The organism is Vibrio sp. PNB23_22_6 (assembly GCF_052877535.1).
Genome location: NZ_JBNFXP010000020.1, coordinates 59,336 through 77,853, shown reverse-complemented (window position 1 = coordinate 77,853; position 18,518 = coordinate 59,336). Strand labels below are relative to the sequence as shown.

Genomic DNA, 18,518 nt, shown 5'->3' with positions numbered 1-18,518 from the left:
ACGACAAGAAATAAACCTTGTTAACTAGGCTGTCTAGGTCGCCTAGTGTCGATAAGACTTGTATATGCGGGCGTTTGGGGTAACTCTTACGCCCGTCTGTTTGTCAATACTGTCTTTCTAGTTAAGTATTTTGCGATAAGTGCACTTACCTAGAATGATACAAACACCAAGCGGTGAATCGATGCCGTTTGCAGTAATTAATTGGTGACGAAGAACATGTCAAAACGTGATTTTTACGAAGTATTAGGCGTAAGCCGTGATGCCTCTGAGCGCGATATCAAAAAGGCGTACAAGCGTCTAGCGATGAAATACCACCCAGACCGTAATCAGGGTGATGATTCTGCTGCGGATAAGTTTAAAGAAGTAAAAGAAGCGTACGAAGTTCTGACCAGCCCGCAAAAGAAAGCGGCTTATGATCAATATGGTCATGCGGCTTTTGAACAGGGTGGTGGCGGCTTCGGCGGTGGCGGCTTTGGTGGCGGCAGCGCTGACTTCGGCGATATCTTCGGCGATGTATTTGGTGATATTTTTGGTGGTGGCCGTCGTGGCGGTGGTCAGCAGCGAGCTCAGCGTGGTGCGGACCTACGTTACAACATGGAACTGTCTTTAGAAGAAGCCGTTCGTGGGGTATCTAAAGAGATCGAAGTACCAACGTTGGTTCATTGTGATACTTGTGATGGTAGCGGCGCGAAGAAGGGCTCAACCGCTGAGACGTGTGGTACCTGTCATGGCCACGGTCAAGTACAGATGCGCCAAGGTTTCTTTGCTGTACAGCAGACCTGTCCTACCTGTCATGGTAAAGGAAAGATCATCAAAGACCCATGTAATGAATGTCATGGTCAAGGCCGCAAGCATAAAACCAAAACACTTAACGTTAAGATCCCTGCGGGTGTGGATACGGGTGACCGTATTCGTCTGTCTGGCGAAGGCGAAGCTGGGGAAATGGGCGCACCAGCCGGTGATTTGTATGTACAAGTTCACGTGAAAGAGCACCATATCTTTGAGCGTGACGGCAATAACCTGTACTGTGAAGTTCCTGTGAGCTTTGCAATGGCGGCATTAGGTGGTGAAGTAGAAGTTCCGACACTAGATGGCCGTGTGAACCTGAAAGTGCCAACAGAAACGCAAACAGGTCGTATGTTCCGTATGCGCGGTAAAGGCGTGAAAGGTGTCCGCAGTGGCGGTGTAGGCGATTTGATCGTCAAGCTAGTGGTAGAAACGCCAGTGAACCTAAGTTCTCGTCAAAAAGAACTGCTACGTGAATTTGAAGAGTCTTGTGGTGGTGATGCGGCAACTAAGCATAAGCCGAAGTCAGAAGGCTTTTTCAATGGCGTAAAGAAGTTCTTTGATGACCTAACTAGCTAATTGCTGACTAAGTTGAATTTAATAAGAAGCCCGCAGTTATGTGGGCTTTTTTATGTTTATTGGTTTATCTATTTAAGCAACGACATTTTAGTTCCAACAATCGCTTGGCGATTCAATATTGGTTGAAGTGATCGTTATTTTTTTGTCTTGGCCAGTAAAGCAGCTGTCGCTATCTTGTCCACGATCAGATTTAGCCGTAGCCGCAATTGTGTAAGCTGCTGTTGCAGAGCTTGTTACAGAAAATGAGAAGCGGTCTGTATCGGAATCGCAAATCGTGCAGCTCCCTCCAGAGATGATCCCACTCCAGTCATAATCACCGTTATAAGAACTCTCTAGCATCAGTTGAATACGGCTAAGATCACTTAAGGCCACAATCCGATGTGACTTCAGTGTGTGCTTTGTGTAAGACGGATAGGCGACCGCTGCAATGATCCCAATAATCACCACAGCGAGCAGTAATTCGATCAATGTCATCCCTTTAAGTTGTCTGTTGTATCCGTTGCAACCAGATATTCGAATCATGACGAGTAGTTTCCTTTTCACTTACTCGCCTATTTTTCTTAGGTGATAGCATCAGCGCAAGATGAATTACGGCCCTCTTGCCGTTTACATAGGAATTTGGGAAATGCTTCGCGGGTTTACGTTGTTAGAGCTTCTGATCACCATTGCAGTGGTGAGTGTTTTGTTGACTGCGGCAGCACCCTCTTTTCAAAATATTCTTGAAACCAACAAAATGCAGCGCTTAGCGAGTGAGCTGCATGGTTTTGTTATTCTAGGGAAATCGAAAGCGGTTTTGCGCCGTGAAAGGCTTTGGGCACATGTCATTATGTCAGGAGGTTCATCAAGTAACGGTGATTGGCGAATTGAACTCACGGATAACGGAGCTGAGGGGGCGGGTACGGTTTTATTGTCGTTTTCGGGAGAGCCATACAGCGATATTGTCGTCGATCCTAGCTATGCGTCCGATCAAATCAGCTTTGACGATGTTCATGGCCGCCCGTCTTCCGGCAACATTCGCTTTTACCCCGTTGGTGAATCTTCTAAAGCGCTAAAGCTAATCACTCACACTTTGTCTGCTCGTGTCCGAGTGTGTAGCGATAACAACAATACCGAGTTCTTCGGTTATTCAACGTGCTCCTAAGGGGGAGGAACATGTTTAATCAGAAAGGCGCGAGTCTTGTTGAATTTATGATTGCATCTTCTCTGGGGCTTGTGTCTCTCGCCATCGTTGGTTCTCTTTATATCGGTGGGCAGAAAATGGCGATGGAGAGAGCTAAGGAGTTGATGTTATTACAAAATACCATGAGCGTGTTACAGATGTTAAGAAGTGATATTCAGCGAGCTGGATTTGATGGCAAGGGCGGTAATTCAGTCAAAATCTCGGGTGCAAGCAATACGATTTACACCATTAATGACAGCGATAGAGGGCTGGTCGCTTACGCTTATCATGTAGGTTTTTCTGGTGCTGCACCGCTCTATAAGAGCGTGGTTTATGAGCAGAGGAGCATCACGCCGGAATCACTATTTGTTTGTGAAAGAAAGCAAGCGTTGATATGGGATGTTAGTGAAGTAATCGCGTTGTCTGGTACTGGCTCATGTAACAGGCTTTTTGATAAGAAAACGATCCACGTTAACCGGTTTGATCTTGCTGAAGAAACGTTGAAAAATACTCAGGCTGAAAGTGCGTTGGTGACGATTACATTGGGAACGGAGCTAGTAGGGGCTACAGGTGTAAATACAGAGCAGTCGTTTACGGTGAAGCAAAGGAACTGGCAGTAATGAGAACACAACAAGGTGCTGCAGCATTATTGGTTGTCAGTGTATTGCTTGTCGCTGCACTGATGATGTCACTCGGCAGTTATAAATCGCTCTTTTATCAAATCAAGAGAGCCAATAATCAGATTGAAGCTAGGCAAGAGCATTGGCGCGCGGAAGGGGGATTAGAGTGTGCTTATGCAATAAATAAAGCTGATTTATCAGTAGCACCTAATTTGCAAGACTACTCTAACTGTTCACAAAGTACTGTTATTGCAACTCAGTCATTGATAGACCCTAAGTTTTATGAGTTATCTTCGAGCGTAAATAACCGAGCTAAGGTGTTAAAAAGTATTGAAGTTATTGGCAGGCCCACCGGGGCTATTCAAGCACGCTCTGATTTGAAATTAATGGGTTCTTATCTTTTTACCCCTGAATTTGTCGCCCCTGATACGTGTGTATCTGTTCAATTTATGACCTCAGTGGCGATGGAGGGAACTTTTGTTACGACGAACCCTTTAGGAAAAATGTGCAGTTCAACTCACATGACCAACACTGCTCGTGCAGGGTTATGTGTTTTAGGAGATCCCAATTGTGATGATTCTGGTGGTATAAACGACTATCAAGTGAAAGTCACCGGTGATGATGCAGATTATATTGGTGATGAAAAGATGTTTGAGCATGATTTTATTCATGACTCTAAGCTCGATCCATTTGAAGCATTCTTTGGCTATCCTAGAGATCAGCTAACGGAGGTTAAAAATGGTTTTGTGGTCATTGACGGTAGTGTGGCAAGCAACTCGGGGGCAACACAAACCTGTGCTGATAAAATCACTGCGGCTTTTGCAACGAGCGATGCAGTTTGGGTTGTAGGTGATTGTGATCTTGAGAGTGGTCTTGGTGTTAGTGCAACAGCAAGACCAAAACTTCTTGTAGTCGAAAATGGGTTATTGTCGGTTTTCGGCTCAGGCTCTTTTCCTGGGACTGTCTATCACCTTTTCACTTCATCGGTCGGTGATATGACATCAAGATGGACATCTGAAGTTTCTGGTACTGCCCACATAGGGATTCTTTCTGCTACGGAAAAAGCAAAGCTAACATTTTTTTCTGGAGGATCATTTAAACCGGTTGGCGGATATGTTTTTGATACCGTAGGAGGCTTAAGTGTTTTTGGCGCGGCGGTTAATCTAGAGTTTGATTCGGCATCTGTACCAAATGATCACAAGAAAGTTCAATGGAAAAAGGGATCTTGGAATGATCTCCAAACAGCAGGGCTTTAGCCTAATCGAAATATTGATTTCTTTTCTTCTGCTTGGCGTTGGGGCTTTGGGGTTAACGAAATTGCAAATTTACATGGAACGCAAGTCTGATTATGCCATCCAAAGTATGGAGGCGTTGCGTTTAGCGGAAAATCAACTTGAGTGGTTTCGTACCCGCGGGGCATCCGCTGCGCTCTCAACGATTTCTACCGCTAGTTTTGCTTCCATCTCGACAGGATCTTCTGTTATTGGTAGCTATACTGTGCAATGGGATGTGCCTGCGGCGACAGTCTCAGGCTCGTTAAAAACCATTACCATCACATCAAGCTGGCAAGACCGAACGGGAGAGACGCAATCGGTTGAATTGAAAACAATGATCTCTCGATACAGTGAATTTATAAACTAACCTGAGGGAATGACTGGTTAGTAAATGATTTTTGTCGTAATCATTGGTGATTTTTATCGATAAATGTACTGGTTAATAATGGGTTTGCGAACTGTTAATTTTGATGGTGTGCTACTGTATTTTTTATGTTTAATTGATATGGCGTTTTTGCAAAATATGTCTCCAAATATGGAAAAAATCGTAGAACCTTGTGCTTTCTTTGTCATGATTGAATAAAATGCCCAGTTGAAAATAGGCCGTTATAATTATTCAAATAGGCCATGGCACCAACATCATTCATAATGGAGTTACCATGAGTAACCAAGCTGTCAATAAAACACCGTCACCAAAGCCGAGCGGGATGGACCGTTTCCTGAACTTTATCGAGCGAGCAGGTAACAAAATCCCTGATCCTGCGATTCTGTTCTTCTGGGCACTAATCATTACTTGGGCTGCGTCTGCACTTTTGTCGAATGTTTCTTTCGACCTTTTAAACCCTCGAACTGGCGAAGCTCTTACTATCACTAACCTTCTAACCGGTGAAGCTCTAGCAAATTTCCTTGCTAACATGGTGACGACGTTCACTGGCTTTGCGCCACTAGGTATCGTTCTTGTAGCGATGCTCGGTGTTGGTGTTGCCGATTCTTCTGGCTTCATCACCACAGGTCTTAAGAAGATGCTGAACTTCACACCAGCAAAACTTCTTACTCCAATGCTAATTCTTGTCGCAATCGTATCGCACACGGCGGCGGATGCGGGCTACGTTCTGGTTATTCCTCTAGGTGGTATTATCTTCCACGCAGCAGGTCGTCACCCTCTAGCGGGTATCGCAGCAGCGTTCGCAGGTGTATCAGGGGGGTTCTCTGCAAACTTCATCCCTTCAGGTATCGATCCGCTACTTGCAGGTTTTACACAAACAGCGGCACAGATTCTTGATCCTGAGTACGTAGTCAACCCACTAGCAAACATCTTCTTTACAGGTCTATCTTCAGTAATCATCGTTGCTATCGGTTGGTACGTAACAGAAAAAATCATCGAACCTCGTCTAGCGAATACGCCAGTTGACGAAGATGCAGAGAAAGCACCAGATCTAGGTACTTTCACTGAGCTTGAGTCTAAAGCGTTCCGTTACGCTGGTTGGGCAATGATGGCAGGTATCGCACTACTTGTTGTTGCGCTTATCCCAGAAAACTCTGCACTGCGTTCACCGGAAGGTGAGATCACTGCGTTTTCTGCGCCTGTAATGCGATCTATCGTTCCGTTGATCTTCATCCTATTCATCATTCCAGGTTACGTATACGGTAAAGTTTCTGGTACGTTTAAGACAAGCAACGACATCATCAAAGCGATGGCAGATACCATGTCTACAATGGGTGCGTACATTGTTATGTCGTTCTTCTGTGCACAGTTCCTATCTGCATTCGCGCAATCAAACATCGGTACGATGCTAGCGCTATACGGTGCGGAAGGTCTGAAAGCGATGAATTTACCAGGTGAAGCGACTATCATCGGTATGATTCTTCTAACGGCTTCTGTGAACCTGCTAATTGGTTCTGCATCAGCGAAGTGGGCACTAATTGGTCCAATCCTAGTGCCAATGCTAATGGCGGTAGGTATTTCTCCTGAGCTATCTCAAGCGGCATACCGTGTCGGTGACTCTGTATCGAACATCATTTCACCTCTGATGGTATTCTTCCCTCTAGTGGTGGTTTACTGTCAACGTTACGTGAAGTCGACAGGTATCGGTACACTAGCGTCTCTAATGATGCCATTCTCGATTGCAATGCTGATTGGTTGGTCTATTTTCCTAGTGGCTTACTGGATGCTAGGCATTCCTCTAGGTATTCAAGCACCTTACACTTACACGATGTAATTGCTATCCAACAAATTGAAAAGCGCAGGTCGAGGGGCCTGCGCTTTTTTTGCTTTTATCACCCTGAAAATGACGATGGCTTCTTCTGTAGCAACACAGAAGTTAGTGATACTATCTTTGTTCGATGAATCGTTATTTTCTCTGGAGTTCCTTTGTCTGACCTTTCTTTTACTTCTCAAGATGAATTGTTTATGCGCCGGGCTATGGCGCTTGCTGAGCAAGCTGAAGCGGAGGGGGAGGTACCTGTTGGCGCTGTTTTAGTTAAAGATGGTGAGATCATTGCGGAGGGCTGGAATCGTTCTATTTGTGCCCATGATGCGACTGCACATGCTGAGATTCAGACATTACGTAAAGCTGGTGAGACGTTACAAAATTATCGCTTACTTGATACCACGTTGTACGTGACGTTAGAGCCGTGCCCTATGTGTGCGGGTGCGTTGCTGCACAGTCGAGTTAAGCGTGTGGTGTATGGTGCACCGGATCTCAAAGCGGGCGCAGCTGGAACCGTACTGAACCTGTTTGAAAGCCAAGCGGCTTATCATTATGCGACGGTAGAAAGCGGGTTACTGGAAGAAGAGTGCCGAACTCAGTTGCAAGCGTTTTTTAAACGTCGTCGAAAAGAAATCAAAGCAAAGAAACAAATGCAAAATGCGTTGGAGAATGGGCCACAATTGAACGATGAATAGAGAAAGGAATGCTAGTAAACCTCTAACGGATAGAGGTTTACTTCAAGTTATCACAGATTCACTAGGTGAATGAAAACCCGGGTACGCGCATTGATTTTCTTTTTCATACACGTGAGCTTGCGCTTACGGCGGTTTGCCGCCACGGTCTTATTTAAACGTTTTGACAGAACTCTGCGTTTTCTCATAACCAGAACCTCTTACAGACAACGAACACACTCTCCGACACTCACATTACGCAGCGCCCGATTCATGACCAATAGATGACATTCTTGTGATGCACGCACATGGATGAGGGTGACGTCAGAGCGGGTAGAGGGTGACCAATTGAGCTTCTCATTCCGGTATTTAGTACTATGGCTAAATAGTTATACAGGGGAAATGAGCTCGAAAGGTCGAATTCTAGAAAGTTTCTATCGTGGACTCAACAAAAAAATAGCGAGCAAAATGCTCGCTATTTTTGAAAGGTTTATTCTGGAACGGATTTGAGCTTTTCTTCGGACTCTGCTTTTGTTTCCTCCGCTCCTGATACTTGACCCGCGAAGGTATCCACGGCACTTGACATTAACAGATCAGGATTAAGAGGTGGGATCACTTGCAAGTCGTCAGTGCCTTCTTCAATTGAAGGTTTTTGGCTTACATGGCCAATGATTGACTGGTAGTAACGACGAATATTCTCGACATAATTACGTGCTTCGTCACCCCGGGCGTAACCGTAACGAGTTTGGCTGTAGAAACGTTTTTGACGAAGTAAAGGCAGCCGCTCTTTCACATCGGCCCACGCATTGGGATCGCCGCCTTGTGTCTTGGTTAGGCGTCGCGCATCCATCATATGGCCGTAACCCACGTTATAAGATGCCAGCGCAAACCAAATTTTCTCATGTTCATTAATGCTATCTGGAACACGATTTACAATCTGACGCAGGTATTCCACACCACCACGTACCGATTGCTCTGGGTCGAGACGATCGGTCACACCGACACTTTTCGCTGTTGGTAGGGTTAGCATCATCATGCCACGCACACCAGTTGGCGACTTCGCTTTAGGCTTCCAGTGTGACTCTTGGTATGCCAATGCAGCAATCAAGCGCCAGTCAAACTCTTCACCGTATTTTTGAAACAGCGGGGCCCATTTCGGCAGAGTATTATCCAAAGCACGAATAAAGGCACGAGTGTCGACGTAATCGAAGGCTTCAATATGACCAATGTACTTCTCTTCTAGTGTCGCTAGCTCACCAGATTGTTTAATGTTGCCGAAAAACTCGATCAACATAGCGTACAAGCTTTCATCTTCAGAGCGACGAGTAAACCAAGACACGGGTTGGTCTTCAGTCAGTTCAAACGCGAGCGCCAAATCAGGGTACAAACGTTGCGCTAAGGACAGTTCGACGGAGTCTGTGACGGTGAAGCGCAGTTCGCCAGTGGATACCTGTTTGAGTAGGTCTCGGGTATCGGCATTACCGACGATCTCAAATTGCAGATCCGGGTGTGCTTTCTGTAGTGAGGTAAGTGTCGGAACGTATTGAGATTGCTCAATAATCTTAAGGGTTTCAACACCAGTGGTTGAGTCTTCTTCGGAATTGTTGTCCTTGGTCGATTGGTAGTCGATCAACTGATGGATATGGCGTGGGCGAAGCTGACCTTTCTTATACACCACTTGTTGACTGACATAGTAGTAAGCCGGGCCAGGACGGAATCGTTGTACCGCTTGAGATGTTTGGTTGAGACCTGTCGCGATGATATCGATATCGCCTTTTTTTAGTGCAGGGAAAAGCTCAGCTTGGCGGAATGCGGGTTTGATCTCCAGTTTTACACCGAGTTGCTCAGCAAACTTGCGAGCCAGTTCGTAGTCCAAGCCCGCTGGACCATCAGGGCCAATATAGTAGGAGAGTTGATTATTTAGCGTGCCAACACGTAGGACTCCACGCTCTTGGATTTGCTCGAATTCATTTTTGGGTTCCGACTCAATCTGGCAGGCAGAAAGTAAAAGCACAGAAGCGAAAAGCAGGGCGCTGCGCTTGAATCGGTTGAGCTGACTTATTTGCATTAATTCGGTACGTCTCGATAAATTTCTAGTGCCTTTATATCAAAGCGCGCTGGTGGGGCAAAGAGAATCAGACAGATAGAGTGCGACATTGTCTGATTTATCGACATTTCTGCTGTAATTCAAATTTGACATAAAAAAAACGCAAACGGTTGCTTTTGGTGTTACATCACAAAAACAATTGCTATATAATGCGCTCGCAACGAAGAGGTGAAATCGGCATAGGTTCGAAGTTTTGTTTTTTAACCCACTGAATTTATTCCAATATCACCTTAATCACTTGCAATAAGAGACCTAAGCACATGAGAATTTTGCGTGGCTCCCCAGCTCTTTCTGAGTTTCGTGTTAATAAGCTACTGGAACTGTGTCGTGAACAAGATCTGCCTGTAACGGGCATTTACGCTGAGTTTATGCACTTTGCGGATCTAAAGTCTGATCTTAATGACCAAGATTTAGAAAAACTGGAAAAGTTGCTGACTTACGGCCCAACGATCGAAGAACATGAGCCACAAGGTCTTTTACTTCTTGTTACTCCTCGCCCGGGCACGATTTCGCCTTGGTCTTCTAAATCTACTGACATCGCCATTAACTGTGGTCTAGACAGCGTAAAACGTCTTGAGCGCGGTACAGCGTATTATGTCGAAACATCATCTTCTCTTTCTGAGGCTCAAGTCGCTGATGTAAAAGCGCTTATCCATGACCGTATGATGGAAGTCGTGTTCACTGAGCTAGAAGCAGCATCAGCACTATTTACGGTTGCAGAGCCGGCTCCAGTGGCACACGTTGATATCCTTTCTGGCGGTCGTCTTGCGCTTGAAGAAGCAAACGTTTCCCTAGGTTTGGCGCTAGCCGAAGATGAAATTGATTACTTGGTAGAAAGCTTTACTAAGCTTGGTCGTAACCCGAACGACATCGAATTGATGATGTTTGCACAGGCGAACTCAGAACACTGTCGTCACAAAATCTTTAACGCAGATTGGACGATCGACGGTGTTGATCAACCTAAGTCTCTGTTTAAGATGATCAAGAATACCTTTGAAACGACACCTGACCACGTACTTTCCGCTTATAAAGACAACGCAGCGGTCATGGCTGGCTCAAAAGTCGGTCGTTTCTTCCCTGATCCAAAAACACGTCAATACAACTACCATCACGAAGATGCACACATCTTGATGAAGGTAGAAACGCACAACCACCCAACCGCAATTTCTCCGTGGCCAGGCGCCTCTACAGGTTCTGGTGGTGAGATTCGTGACGAAGGCGCGACAGGTATCGGTGGTAAGCCCAAAGCCGGTCTGGTTGGTTTCACGACGTCTAACCTACGCATTCCTGGCTTTGAACAGCCATGGGAAACCGACTTCGGTAAGCCTGGTCGTATCGTTAATGCATTAGACATCATGCTGGAAGGTCCATTAGGTGGTGCGGCGTTTAACAACGAGTTTGGTCGCCCAAATCTACTGGGTTACTTCCGTACTTACGAAGAAAAAGTCACCTCACACGCAGGTGAAGAAGTTCGTGGTTACCACAAGCCAATCATGATTGCTGGTGGCATGGGTAACATCCGAGATGAGCACGTACAGAAGAAAGAGATCCCAGTCGGTGCGAGCCTAATCGTACTGGGCGGCCCTGCAATGAACATCGGTCTTGGTGGCGGTGCTGCTTCTTCAATGGCGTCAGGTCAATCAGCGGAAGATCTCGATTTCGCTTCAGTGCAGCGTGAAAACCCAGAGATGGAACGTCGTTGTCAAGAAGTGATTGACCGTTGTTGGCAGCTTGGTGAAGAGAACCCAATCGCATTCATCCACGACGTAGGTGCGGGCGGTATCTCTAACGCACTACCAGAGCTTGTCGATGATGGTGAGCGCGGTGGTAAATTCCAACTGCGTGATGTACCAAACGATGAGCCGGGCATGAGCCCTCTAGAAATCTGGTGTAACGAATCTCAAGAGCGTTACGTACTTGCAGTGGCACCAGAGAACATGGCGGCGTTTGAAGCAATTTGTAAGCGAGAGCGCGCTCCGTATGCAGTAGTGGGTGTAGCAACAGAAGAGCGTCACCTAACGCTTGAAGATTCGCACTTCGACAATACGCCAATCGATATGCCAATGGATATCCTACTTGGCAAGCCGCCAAAAATGCACCGCGAAGCGACAACACTCAAAGTGGAAAGCCCAGCGATGGTTCGTGACGGTATCGAACTTAATGAAGCCGTAGATCGCGTACTTCGCCTTCCAACTGTGGCTGAAAAAACATTCCTTATCACCATCGGTGACCGCACGGTAACGGGTCTGGTTGCTCGCGACCAAATGGTGGGCCCTTGGCAGGTGCCAGTAGCAAACTGTGCAGTCACTGCAGCAAGTTACGACACTTACCACGGCGAAGCGATGTCGATGGGTGAGCGCACGCCAGTGGCACTGCTAGACTTCGGTGCGTCAGCACGTCTCGCGGTAGGTGAATCACTCACTAACATTGCAGCGACAGACATCGGTGATATTAAACGCATTAAACTGTCGGCTAACTGGATGTCCCCAGCCGGCCACCCAGGTGAAGATGCAGGTCTATACGAAGCGGTAAAAGCGGTAGGTGAAGAATTGTGTCCTGCGCTTGGTTTGACTATCCCTGTTGGTAAAGACTCAATGTCGATGAAGACAAAGTGGGAGGAGAACGGCGAGAACAAAGAAGTCATTTCGCCATTATCGCTTGTTATTACTGCATTTGGTCGTGTGGAAGATATTCGCAAGACAGTGACGCCTCAGCTGCGTCTCGACAAAGGCGACTCATCTCTCGTTCTTGTCGATTTAGGTAACGGTAAGAACCGTCTAGGTGCAACGGCACTAGCACAAGTTTACAAGCAACTTGGCGACAAGCCTGCTGACGTAGATAATGCGGAGCAACTAAAAGGCTTCTTCGATGCGATGCAAACGCTAGTTCGTGATGACAAGCTAGTGGCTTACCACGATAAAGGCGATGGTGGCCTATTGGTCACGCTAGCAGAAATGGCGTTTGCTGGTCACTGCGGTGTAAAAGCGAATATTCAAGATCTTGGCGACGATACGTTAGCGGCACTATTTAACGAAGAACTTGGCGCGGTTGTACAAGTTAAGAATGATGATCTTGATTTGGTTCTCTCTACGCTTGCGGTATATGGGCTTGAAGCGTGTTCACACGTGATTGGTCGTGTAGAAGAATCCGATGATTTTGTTATCACATCGGGTGATGCAGTTCTGCTTGAGCGTTCTCGTACTGAGCTACGTACTATTTGGGCTGAAACCACACATAAGATGCAAGGTCTACGTGACAACCCAGCATGTGCTGACCAAGAGTTTGAAGCGAAGAAAGACAACTCGGACCCAGGTCTGAACGTGAAGTTAAGCTTTGACGTGAATGAAGACATCGCCGCGCCATACATTGCCGCTTCGATGATCAACACAGGTGCTAAGCCTAAGATGGCAATCCTACGTGAGCAGGGCGTTAACTCTCACGTTGAAATGGCAGCAGCCTTTGACCGAGCTGGCTTTGAAGCAACGGATATCCATATGAGTGACATCCTAACGGGTCAAACCGTTCTGGATGAATACCAAGGTTTAGTTGCTTGTGGTGGCTTCTCTTACGGTGACGTACTTGGTGCAGGGGAAGGCTGGGCGAAGTCTATTCTATTCAACGTGCAAGCTCGTGAGCAGTTCCAAACCTTCTTCAACCGTGACAACACTTTCTCTCTAGGTGTGTGTAACGGCTGTCAGATGCTATCGAACCTAAAAGAGCTGATTCCTGGCGCTGACCTATGGCCGCGTTTTGTTCGCAACGAATCAGAGCGCTTCGAAGCACGTTTCAGTCTCGTAGAAGTTCAGAAGTCAGACTCAGTATTCTTCGATGGTATGGCGGGTTCTCGTATGCCAATTGCCGTATCACACGGTGAAGGTCGTGTAGAAGTGCGTGATGCAGACCACCTAGCGGCGATTGAAGCCTCTGGTACGGTTGCTGTTCGTTACGTGGACAACCACGGTAACCAGACGCAACAATACCCGAACAACCCGAATGGTTCGCCAAACGCGATTACGGGTCTAACGACTCAAGATGGTCGCGTGACTATCATGATGCCGCACCCTGAGCGTGTATTCCGCACCGTGGCTAACTCATGGTCGCCAGAAGGTTGGGGCGAGAACGGTGCTTGGATGCGTATGTTCCAAAACGCACGTAAGAACATCGGTTAATCCAGCTAATCCATGAAATAGAAAAAAGCGCAGATCCGAAAGGTCTGCGCTTTTGTTTGTACCAAGAAAAATGCACATATAGCATTAAAAAAGTCGCGCAAAGACGAATCAATTGTGCTCTAATACCGCGCTTACCAAGGGATGGTGTTAAACAGCTCAGCTTAGATGGAGTTATCAGTTGACCGAATCCCTGATTAATCCCTAAATCCCTTAGGAAATGAAATACATGTCTAAAAATCCAAAATTTGCTATCCGCCTAACCGAAAAACGTAACGGTTGGAGCGCAGAGATCACTCGTCAAGTAACGTCTCGCAAGGTTGTTGTATCAAAACGTGAAACTGGTTTTGACAGCGAAGCGAAGGCTCAAGCTTGGGCTGAACAAGAGCTAGCGGGCTTCATTCAAAACCAAGTGGTTCGCAATGAACGTAAAGCGGCTCAACGCCAAGAGCGCGAAGCAGAGCAGCTTGCAGCACAAGTTCGCAAAGAAGAAGCTCGTAAAGCTCGCGACACCGCTGAAGACGAATAATCGTTACAAAAAAGCCCTGATAGTTCAGGGCTTTGTTTTATCTAGCATTTCATTATTGCTGAGTGTCTAATGGGATTTGTCCGGTAGTCACTTGGTCAACGTCAAACTCAGTCAACTCTTCAATATAGCTTTCTACCGTCTGTTCCACGATCTCATCATCTTGCTTGAAGTAGGCAATATGGAAGATGGCATCCCCTTCGTTAACCAAAGGTAGCGTTTGCTGACCGATAACGATACCGCCTTTTGGTGCTAGCAGCTCTAGCTCGTCGTGACCTAGTGGTGAACTGATGTAGGCGAGTGTTTCACCTTCTTCTACTTTGTCACCTAAGTTAACGACAGTACGCAGAATACCATTGCCTGATGCACGAACCCAGCTCGTCGATTTTGCAATGATAGGCTCTGGCAGTTTCTTACGGCTCGCGCGTAGCATGCCGATCGCTTGCATTACACGTTGCACACCTAATACGCCTGCACTGATCGACAGTGGGTCAAAACGTAATGCTTCACCCGCTTCGTAAGTAAGAACCGGAATGTCGCATTTCTCTGCTTCACTGCGAAGAGAACCGTCACGCAGTGCGGAATCGACAATGACTGGTGTTGCAAATGCTTTTGCAATGCGAAGTGTTTCTGGGTTGCTCAGGTTAGCGCGAATCTGTGGCAAGTTAGTGCGGTGAATCGCACCCGTGTGAAGATCCAGAATGTAATCACAGCGGTTGGCAATGTTGTTAAAGAAGCCATGAGCCATACGTGATGCTAGTGCGCCTTTTTCACTACCAGGGAAGCAACGGTTTAAATCACGACGGTCTGGCAGGTAACGAGACTTATGGATAAAGCCGAATACGTTCACGATAGGCACAGCAATCACGGTACCTTTCAGTTTTTGTGGGTCTAATTGGTTAATCATCTGACGAACGATTTCTACGCCATTTAGCTCATCACCATGGATTGCCGCGTTTACCATTAGTACCGGCCCTTCCTGTTTACCATGAATAATTTCCACAGGAATAGAAAGCGGAGAGTGCGTGTAAAGCTGCGCCGCTTCAAACTCAGTCTCTAGTCGCGTTCCTGGTTGTATTTGATGCCCTAACAGTTCAAATACTTTGCTTTTTTTACTTCTGGCCATAAACCATCTCTGTCAAATAAGTTAGCATCAATGTAACAACTGGTTCAAAATCACACTAATCATTCTGTTTAAGGATACGATAAATAACTTTAATCAATAAGGTTAAAGTTTCATCACATGTTGTGGTTAAATTGCGTTTTGTATTTAACTACCTGATTAGTCATGCTAATTGTAATGTTTATTTTGCCTTTATTATTCGTGGTATGAATAAATGAGTATTAAAAACAATACAGCGATTTTTTTACTGAAAATCCGTCTTTTATCATTAGGCGTTATCGGCTAATATTCGCGCCGAAATTTTGACCTAGTTTTTATATAGAGGCTTTGATGAAAAAGGCGATCGCTAAAATTGGTGCGATGACTGCAGTAGCAGTATCACTTTCTGGCTGTGTAGGCAGCAACGCAGTAACGGGCTACGTTATGGGCTTTAATCTAAAAGCAGTAGACAACCGTTACGCTCGTGGTGGTCTAAACATGCTAATGGCGCCAATTTACGGTATTTCGGTTGCAGCTGACTACATTGTATTTAACTCGCTAGAGTTCTGGACTGGTAAAAACCCACTAAACGGTAAGCCACACATCTTTGATACTAAGATGGACACTTACATTGACGTAAACCACCAGTTAGATAAGTCTTTAACGACGGCTCCAATCGGGCCTCTAACGAACAACCGTGTAATCGAACAAGGCCAAATGCAGCAACTTGACGAAAACACAGTTGAAATGGACATCACTTACAACAACGGCGAGAAAGCGACCCTAATGGGTGTGCGCGACGGTGAATTTGTTACTTACTACATCGATGGTGAAGTGGTAGCCACAACTTCTATGGATGAGCTGGCAGCATACGCACAGACTCGTGCATAATTCGCGATTTGTGGATAATGAAAAGGGTGCGTCGGCACCCTTTTTTTGTGTCTATTGTATTGGTCTAGGTGAACTCAGACATTAAGCTTTACGCTTTCTCAGGAATGGCTTCTAGTAGTGCAACCATTTGATCCCAGAACAGCTGAACAGTATCGATCTTCACTTTTTCATCTGGAGAGTGGGGGAACTTGATGGTTGGGCCGAAAGAAACCATATCCATATTAGGGTAAGGTTCTTTGAATAAACCACACTCAAGACCTGCGTGAATGACCATAATGTTTGGTTTGTGGCCGTAAATGCCTTCGTACATATCACGGAAGATTGCCATGATTTCGGAATCAGCCTCCGGCTTCCAACCAGGGTATGCACCTGAGAATTCGATTTGTGCTCCAGCAAGTTCTGCCACTGAGTGCAGCATGCCTTCGACTTGGCTGCGGCCTGAATCGATCAGAGAACGGATTAAGCAAAGTACCGTCACTTTATTCTCTGCTGTTGTGATAACACCAACGTTCAACGAGGTCTCAACCACGCCTTCGATCTCGTCACTCATGCGAATTACGCCGTTCGGGCAGGCATTGAGTGCGGCGATAAAACGCTGTTGATCGGCGACTGTGAATGCTTGTGCGTCCGTTGCGAACTCTTCGTTGAAAGTGACGATACCTGTTTCAACTTTACCAAGTTCGGCTTTTAGAAGCTCAGTGTAGTAGCTGAATAACTCTGCGAGTTTGTCTTGATTTTCTGCAGGAAGTGCAACCGTTACGAATGCTTCACGAGGGATCGCGTTACGTAGACTACCGCCGCGGAAATCGACTAGACGAAGATCTAACTCTTGCGCGTGACCCGCTAGGAAACGAGCAATCAGTTTGTTTGCGTTACCGCGACCGGTGTGGATGTCACAACCAGAGTGACCACCTTTTAGGCCTTTAAGCGTTAACTGACGAGTAACAAAGCCTGCCGGGATGGCATCGCGAGCGATATCGAATGACATTGCACCGTCGATACCGCCAGCACACCCCATGTACACTTCACCTTCTTGCTCAGAGTCTGTGTTCAGCAGGATATCGCCTTCCAACCAGCCTGCTTCAAGCCCAAATGCGCCCGTCATGCCAGCTTCTTCATCGATCGTCAGTAGAACTTCGATAGGACCATGTTGGATTTCAGTAGAAGCAAGAACCGCAAGACAAGAAGCCATACCGATGCCGTTATCAGCACCAAGCGTTGTTCCTTTTGCAGTTACCCATTCGCCATCAATGTATGGCTGGATAGGATCTATAGTGAAGTCGTGATCAGTGTCTTCGTTCTTTTGTGGCACCATATCGATGTGTGCTTGAAGCACCACACCTTTCTTGTTCTCCATGCCAGGTGTAGCTGGCTTTTTAATAAACACGTTGCCAGTGGGATCGCGACGTACGTCAAAACCTTGCTCCGTAGCCCAGTTAACAATGTACTGAGCGAGCGCTTCTTCATGTTTTGAAGGATGAGGAATGGAACAAATCTTATCGAAGAACTGCCAAAGTGGAGCAGGTGATAAGGTACTGATCTCAGAATGGAATTCAGACACGGAGGACTCCTTTTGATGTGTTTTGCCAAATATGTGTCGCAAAAATATTTTATGTCTAGCAGTACATGCTAGTTAGTATTGGCTTTAAATTGGAATCAAGCATACCACCAGAACGATATCGCGAGTAGTCGTCAGGAAAAGGAATTCTAACGTAGGTATCTCCTTTCTCGGCGAAGAAGTCATTAATAGGAGGTGAAGTTAAGTGCATATCATTTGAAAAAGCCATCAAATTACAGTCAACTCTTTTGTAATTAACTTTCACATAAGCTTTTAATGTGGTGTTTTTTTGAGTTTTGCGTGATGTAGCTCACTATAAATGTTGTAATTTAATTTCTTAATGGTATATTTGTAACCAGCTTTTTAAAGAAGAATGAAATGCTCAAAGGATGAGTCCGTTTATCGCCTCCAAGGAACCGAGAAATCAACGACAGTATTAATTGATTTAGAAGGTGATATTTATGAAAGGTTTACCAAGTGCAATGTTCTGGAATAACAAATCTGTTTATACCGGTAACTTTGTATACCCAACAAGCTTTGGTTACTAATTGCAACCAACGCATGTGACTCGAACAGTTTGTTCACCCCTATAAATTGGAATTTTTTTTCAGTAATAGTGCTGACATGATTCACCGCCACTCATTTTGAGTGGCGTTTTTTTATCTTTTTTTTCGTTTCCGGCTACTTTCTCACCACCAAAGCTCTTTTCTGTTACCACTGCCCCGCTTACCCCAATTACCAGCCAAATAATTAAGTGTTTTAGGTTGAAAAGTTGGTATTTTTATTTGGAAGTTTAATACATTGTTCACTTTGTACACATCGCCTTAAATAGCGTATTCGTCTATTACTGTTTGTTTATTAAGGTATAA

At 45.8% G+C, this 18,518-nt stretch carries 14 protein-coding genes; 10 read left to right on the top strand and 4 right to left on the bottom strand.

Annotated elements, in window-relative coordinates; translation table 11 throughout:
* Positions 1–216: 216 nt before the first annotated feature.
* A complete protein-coding gene (gene dnaJ / locus ACVA54_RS15250) occupies positions 217–1,365 on the top strand; it encodes a molecular chaperone DnaJ (RefSeq protein ID WP_099081119.1) in 1,149 nt (382 codons plus the stop codon).
* A gap of 87 nt (positions 1,366–1,452) precedes the next feature.
* Here the strand turns inward: dnaJ and ACVA54_RS15245 are convergent, their stop codons facing one another.
* Positions 1,453–1,887, bottom strand: a complete 435-nt coding sequence (locus ACVA54_RS15245; protein WP_099081118.1) for a type IV pilin protein — start codon at positions 1,885–1,887, stop codon at positions 1,453–1,455.
* Between the two features lie 103 nt (positions 1,888–1,990).
* Between ACVA54_RS15245 and ACVA54_RS15240 the strand changes: the two genes are divergently transcribed.
* The 6 genes from ACVA54_RS15240 to tadA all read left to right on the top strand — a co-directional run bounded on the left by ACVA54_RS15240 (position 1,991) and on the right by tadA (position 7,323).
* Positions 1,991–2,506, top strand: coding sequence for a GspH/FimT family pseudopilin (locus tag ACVA54_RS15240; RefSeq protein ID WP_182852597.1), 516 nt, complete (start codon positions 1,991–1,993; stop codon positions 2,504–2,506).
* 11 nt (positions 2,507–2,517) lie between these two features.
* Positions 2,518–3,144, top strand: coding sequence for a PilW family protein (locus tag ACVA54_RS15235; protein ID WP_099081116.1), 627 nt, complete (start codon positions 2,518–2,520; stop codon positions 3,142–3,144).
* Positions 3,144–4,400 carry a hypothetical protein gene (locus tag ACVA54_RS15230; RefSeq protein WP_446640170.1) on the top strand — a complete coding sequence of 419 codons (1,257 nt, stop codon included), beginning with the start codon at positions 3,144–3,146 and terminating at the stop codon, positions 4,398–4,400. Before ACVA54_RS15235 ends, ACVA54_RS15230 begins: the two co-directional genes overlap by 1 nt.
* Complete coding sequence (locus tag ACVA54_RS15225; RefSeq protein ID WP_099081114.1) at positions 4,375–4,785, top strand: type IV pilus modification PilV family protein; 411 nt, start codon at positions 4,375–4,377, stop codon at positions 4,783–4,785. Before ACVA54_RS15230 ends, ACVA54_RS15225 begins: the two co-directional genes overlap by 26 nt.
* A 292-nt stretch (positions 4,786–5,077) precedes the next feature.
* Complete coding sequence (locus ACVA54_RS15220) at positions 5,078–6,637, top strand: AbgT family transporter (protein ID WP_099081112.1); 1,560 nt, start codon at positions 5,078–5,080, stop codon at positions 6,635–6,637.
* A gap of 152 nt (positions 6,638–6,789) precedes the next feature.
* Positions 6,790–7,323 carry a tRNA adenosine(34) deaminase TadA gene (gene tadA / locus ACVA54_RS15215; RefSeq protein WP_099081111.1) on the top strand — a complete coding sequence of 178 codons (534 nt, stop codon included), beginning with the start codon at positions 6,790–6,792 and terminating at the stop codon, positions 7,321–7,323.
* Positions 7,324–7,789: 466 nt separating this feature from the next.
* Here the strand turns inward: tadA and mltF are convergent, their stop codons facing one another.
* Positions 7,790–9,367: a membrane-bound lytic murein transglycosylase MltF gene (gene mltF, locus ACVA54_RS15210; protein ID WP_099081109.1), complete on the bottom strand. Its 1,578-nt coding sequence runs from the start codon at positions 9,365–9,367 to the stop codon at positions 7,790–7,792.
* Between the two features lie 299 nt (positions 9,368–9,666).
* On the opposite strand from mltF, the gene purL reads away from it, so the two are divergent.
* Both purL and ACVA54_RS15200 read left to right on the top strand, forming a co-directional pair.
* Positions 9,667–13,575, top strand: a complete 3,909-nt coding sequence (gene purL / locus ACVA54_RS15205; protein ID WP_446581165.1) for a phosphoribosylformylglycinamidine synthase — start codon at positions 9,667–9,669, stop codon at positions 13,573–13,575.
* 226 nt (positions 13,576–13,801) lie between these two features.
* Entirely contained in the window at positions 13,802–14,101 is a 300-nt protein-coding gene (locus tag ACVA54_RS15200; protein WP_099081107.1) for a DUF3622 domain-containing protein, read from the top strand.
* Between the two features lie 52 nt (positions 14,102–14,153).
* Here the strand turns inward: ACVA54_RS15200 and ACVA54_RS15195 are convergent, their stop codons facing one another.
* Positions 14,154–15,224 carry a succinylglutamate desuccinylase/aspartoacylase family protein gene (locus tag ACVA54_RS15195; RefSeq protein ID WP_446599338.1) on the bottom strand — a complete coding sequence of 357 codons (1,071 nt, stop codon included), beginning with the start codon at positions 15,222–15,224 and terminating at the stop codon, positions 14,154–14,156.
* Positions 15,225–15,551: 327 nt separating this feature from the next.
* Here ACVA54_RS15195 and ACVA54_RS15190 point away from each other — a divergent pair, with 327 nt between their 5' ends.
* Positions 15,552–16,091, top strand: coding sequence for a DUF3332 domain-containing protein (locus ACVA54_RS15190; RefSeq protein ID WP_099081105.1), 540 nt, complete (start codon positions 15,552–15,554; stop codon positions 16,089–16,091).
* A gap of 88 nt (positions 16,092–16,179) precedes the next feature.
* Here the strand turns inward: ACVA54_RS15190 and ACVA54_RS15185 are convergent, their stop codons facing one another.
* Positions 16,180–17,652 (bottom strand): aminoacyl-histidine dipeptidase, encoded by a 1,473-nt coding sequence (locus ACVA54_RS15185; RefSeq protein ID WP_446619511.1) that lies wholly within the window; start codon positions 17,650–17,652, stop codon positions 16,180–16,182.
* Positions 17,653–18,518 lie beyond the last annotated feature (866 nt).

What these genes read in the sequence shown, in the direction of transcription:
- ACVA54_RS15235 (WP_099081116.1), top strand. Translation starts at nt 2,518, where the DNA reads ATGTTTAATCAGAAAGGCGCGAGTCTTGTTGAATTTATGATTGCATCT.
- ACVA54_RS15190 (WP_099081105.1), top strand. Translation starts at nt 15,552, where the DNA reads ATGAAAAAGGCGATCGCTAAAATTGGTGCGATGACTGCAGTAGCAGTA.
- purL (WP_446581165.1), top strand. Translation starts at nt 9,667, where the DNA reads ATGAGAATTTTGCGTGGCTCCCCAGCTCTTTCTGAGTTTCGTGTTAAT.
- ACVA54_RS15220 (WP_099081112.1), top strand. Translation starts at nt 5,078, where the DNA reads ATGAGTAACCAAGCTGTCAATAAAACACCGTCACCAAAGCCGAGCGGG.
- ACVA54_RS15245 (WP_099081118.1), bottom strand. Translation starts at nt 1,887, where the DNA reads ATGATTCGAATATCTGGTTGCAACGGATACAACAGACAACTTAAAGGG.
- ACVA54_RS15200 (WP_099081107.1), top strand. Translation starts at nt 13,802, where the DNA reads ATGTCTAAAAATCCAAAATTTGCTATCCGCCTAACCGAAAAACGTAAC.
- ACVA54_RS15225 (WP_099081114.1), top strand. Translation starts at nt 4,375, where the DNA reads ATGATCTCCAAACAGCAGGGCTTTAGCCTAATCGAAATATTGATTTCT.
- ACVA54_RS15230 (WP_446640170.1), top strand. Translation starts at nt 3,144, where the DNA reads ATGAGAACACAACAAGGTGCTGCAGCATTATTGGTTGTCAGTGTATTG.
- mltF (WP_099081109.1), bottom strand. Translation starts at nt 9,367, where the DNA reads ATGCAAATAAGTCAGCTCAACCGATTCAAGCGCAGCGCCCTGCTTTTC.
- ACVA54_RS15195 (WP_446599338.1), bottom strand. Translation starts at nt 15,224, where the DNA reads ATGGCCAGAAGTAAAAAAAGCAAAGTATTTGAACTGTTAGGGCATCAA.
- ACVA54_RS15240 (WP_182852597.1), top strand. Translation starts at nt 1,991, where the DNA reads ATGCTTCGCGGGTTTACGTTGTTAGAGCTTCTGATCACCATTGCAGTG.
- dnaJ (WP_099081119.1), top strand. Translation starts at nt 217, where the DNA reads ATGTCAAAACGTGATTTTTACGAAGTATTAGGCGTAAGCCGTGATGCC.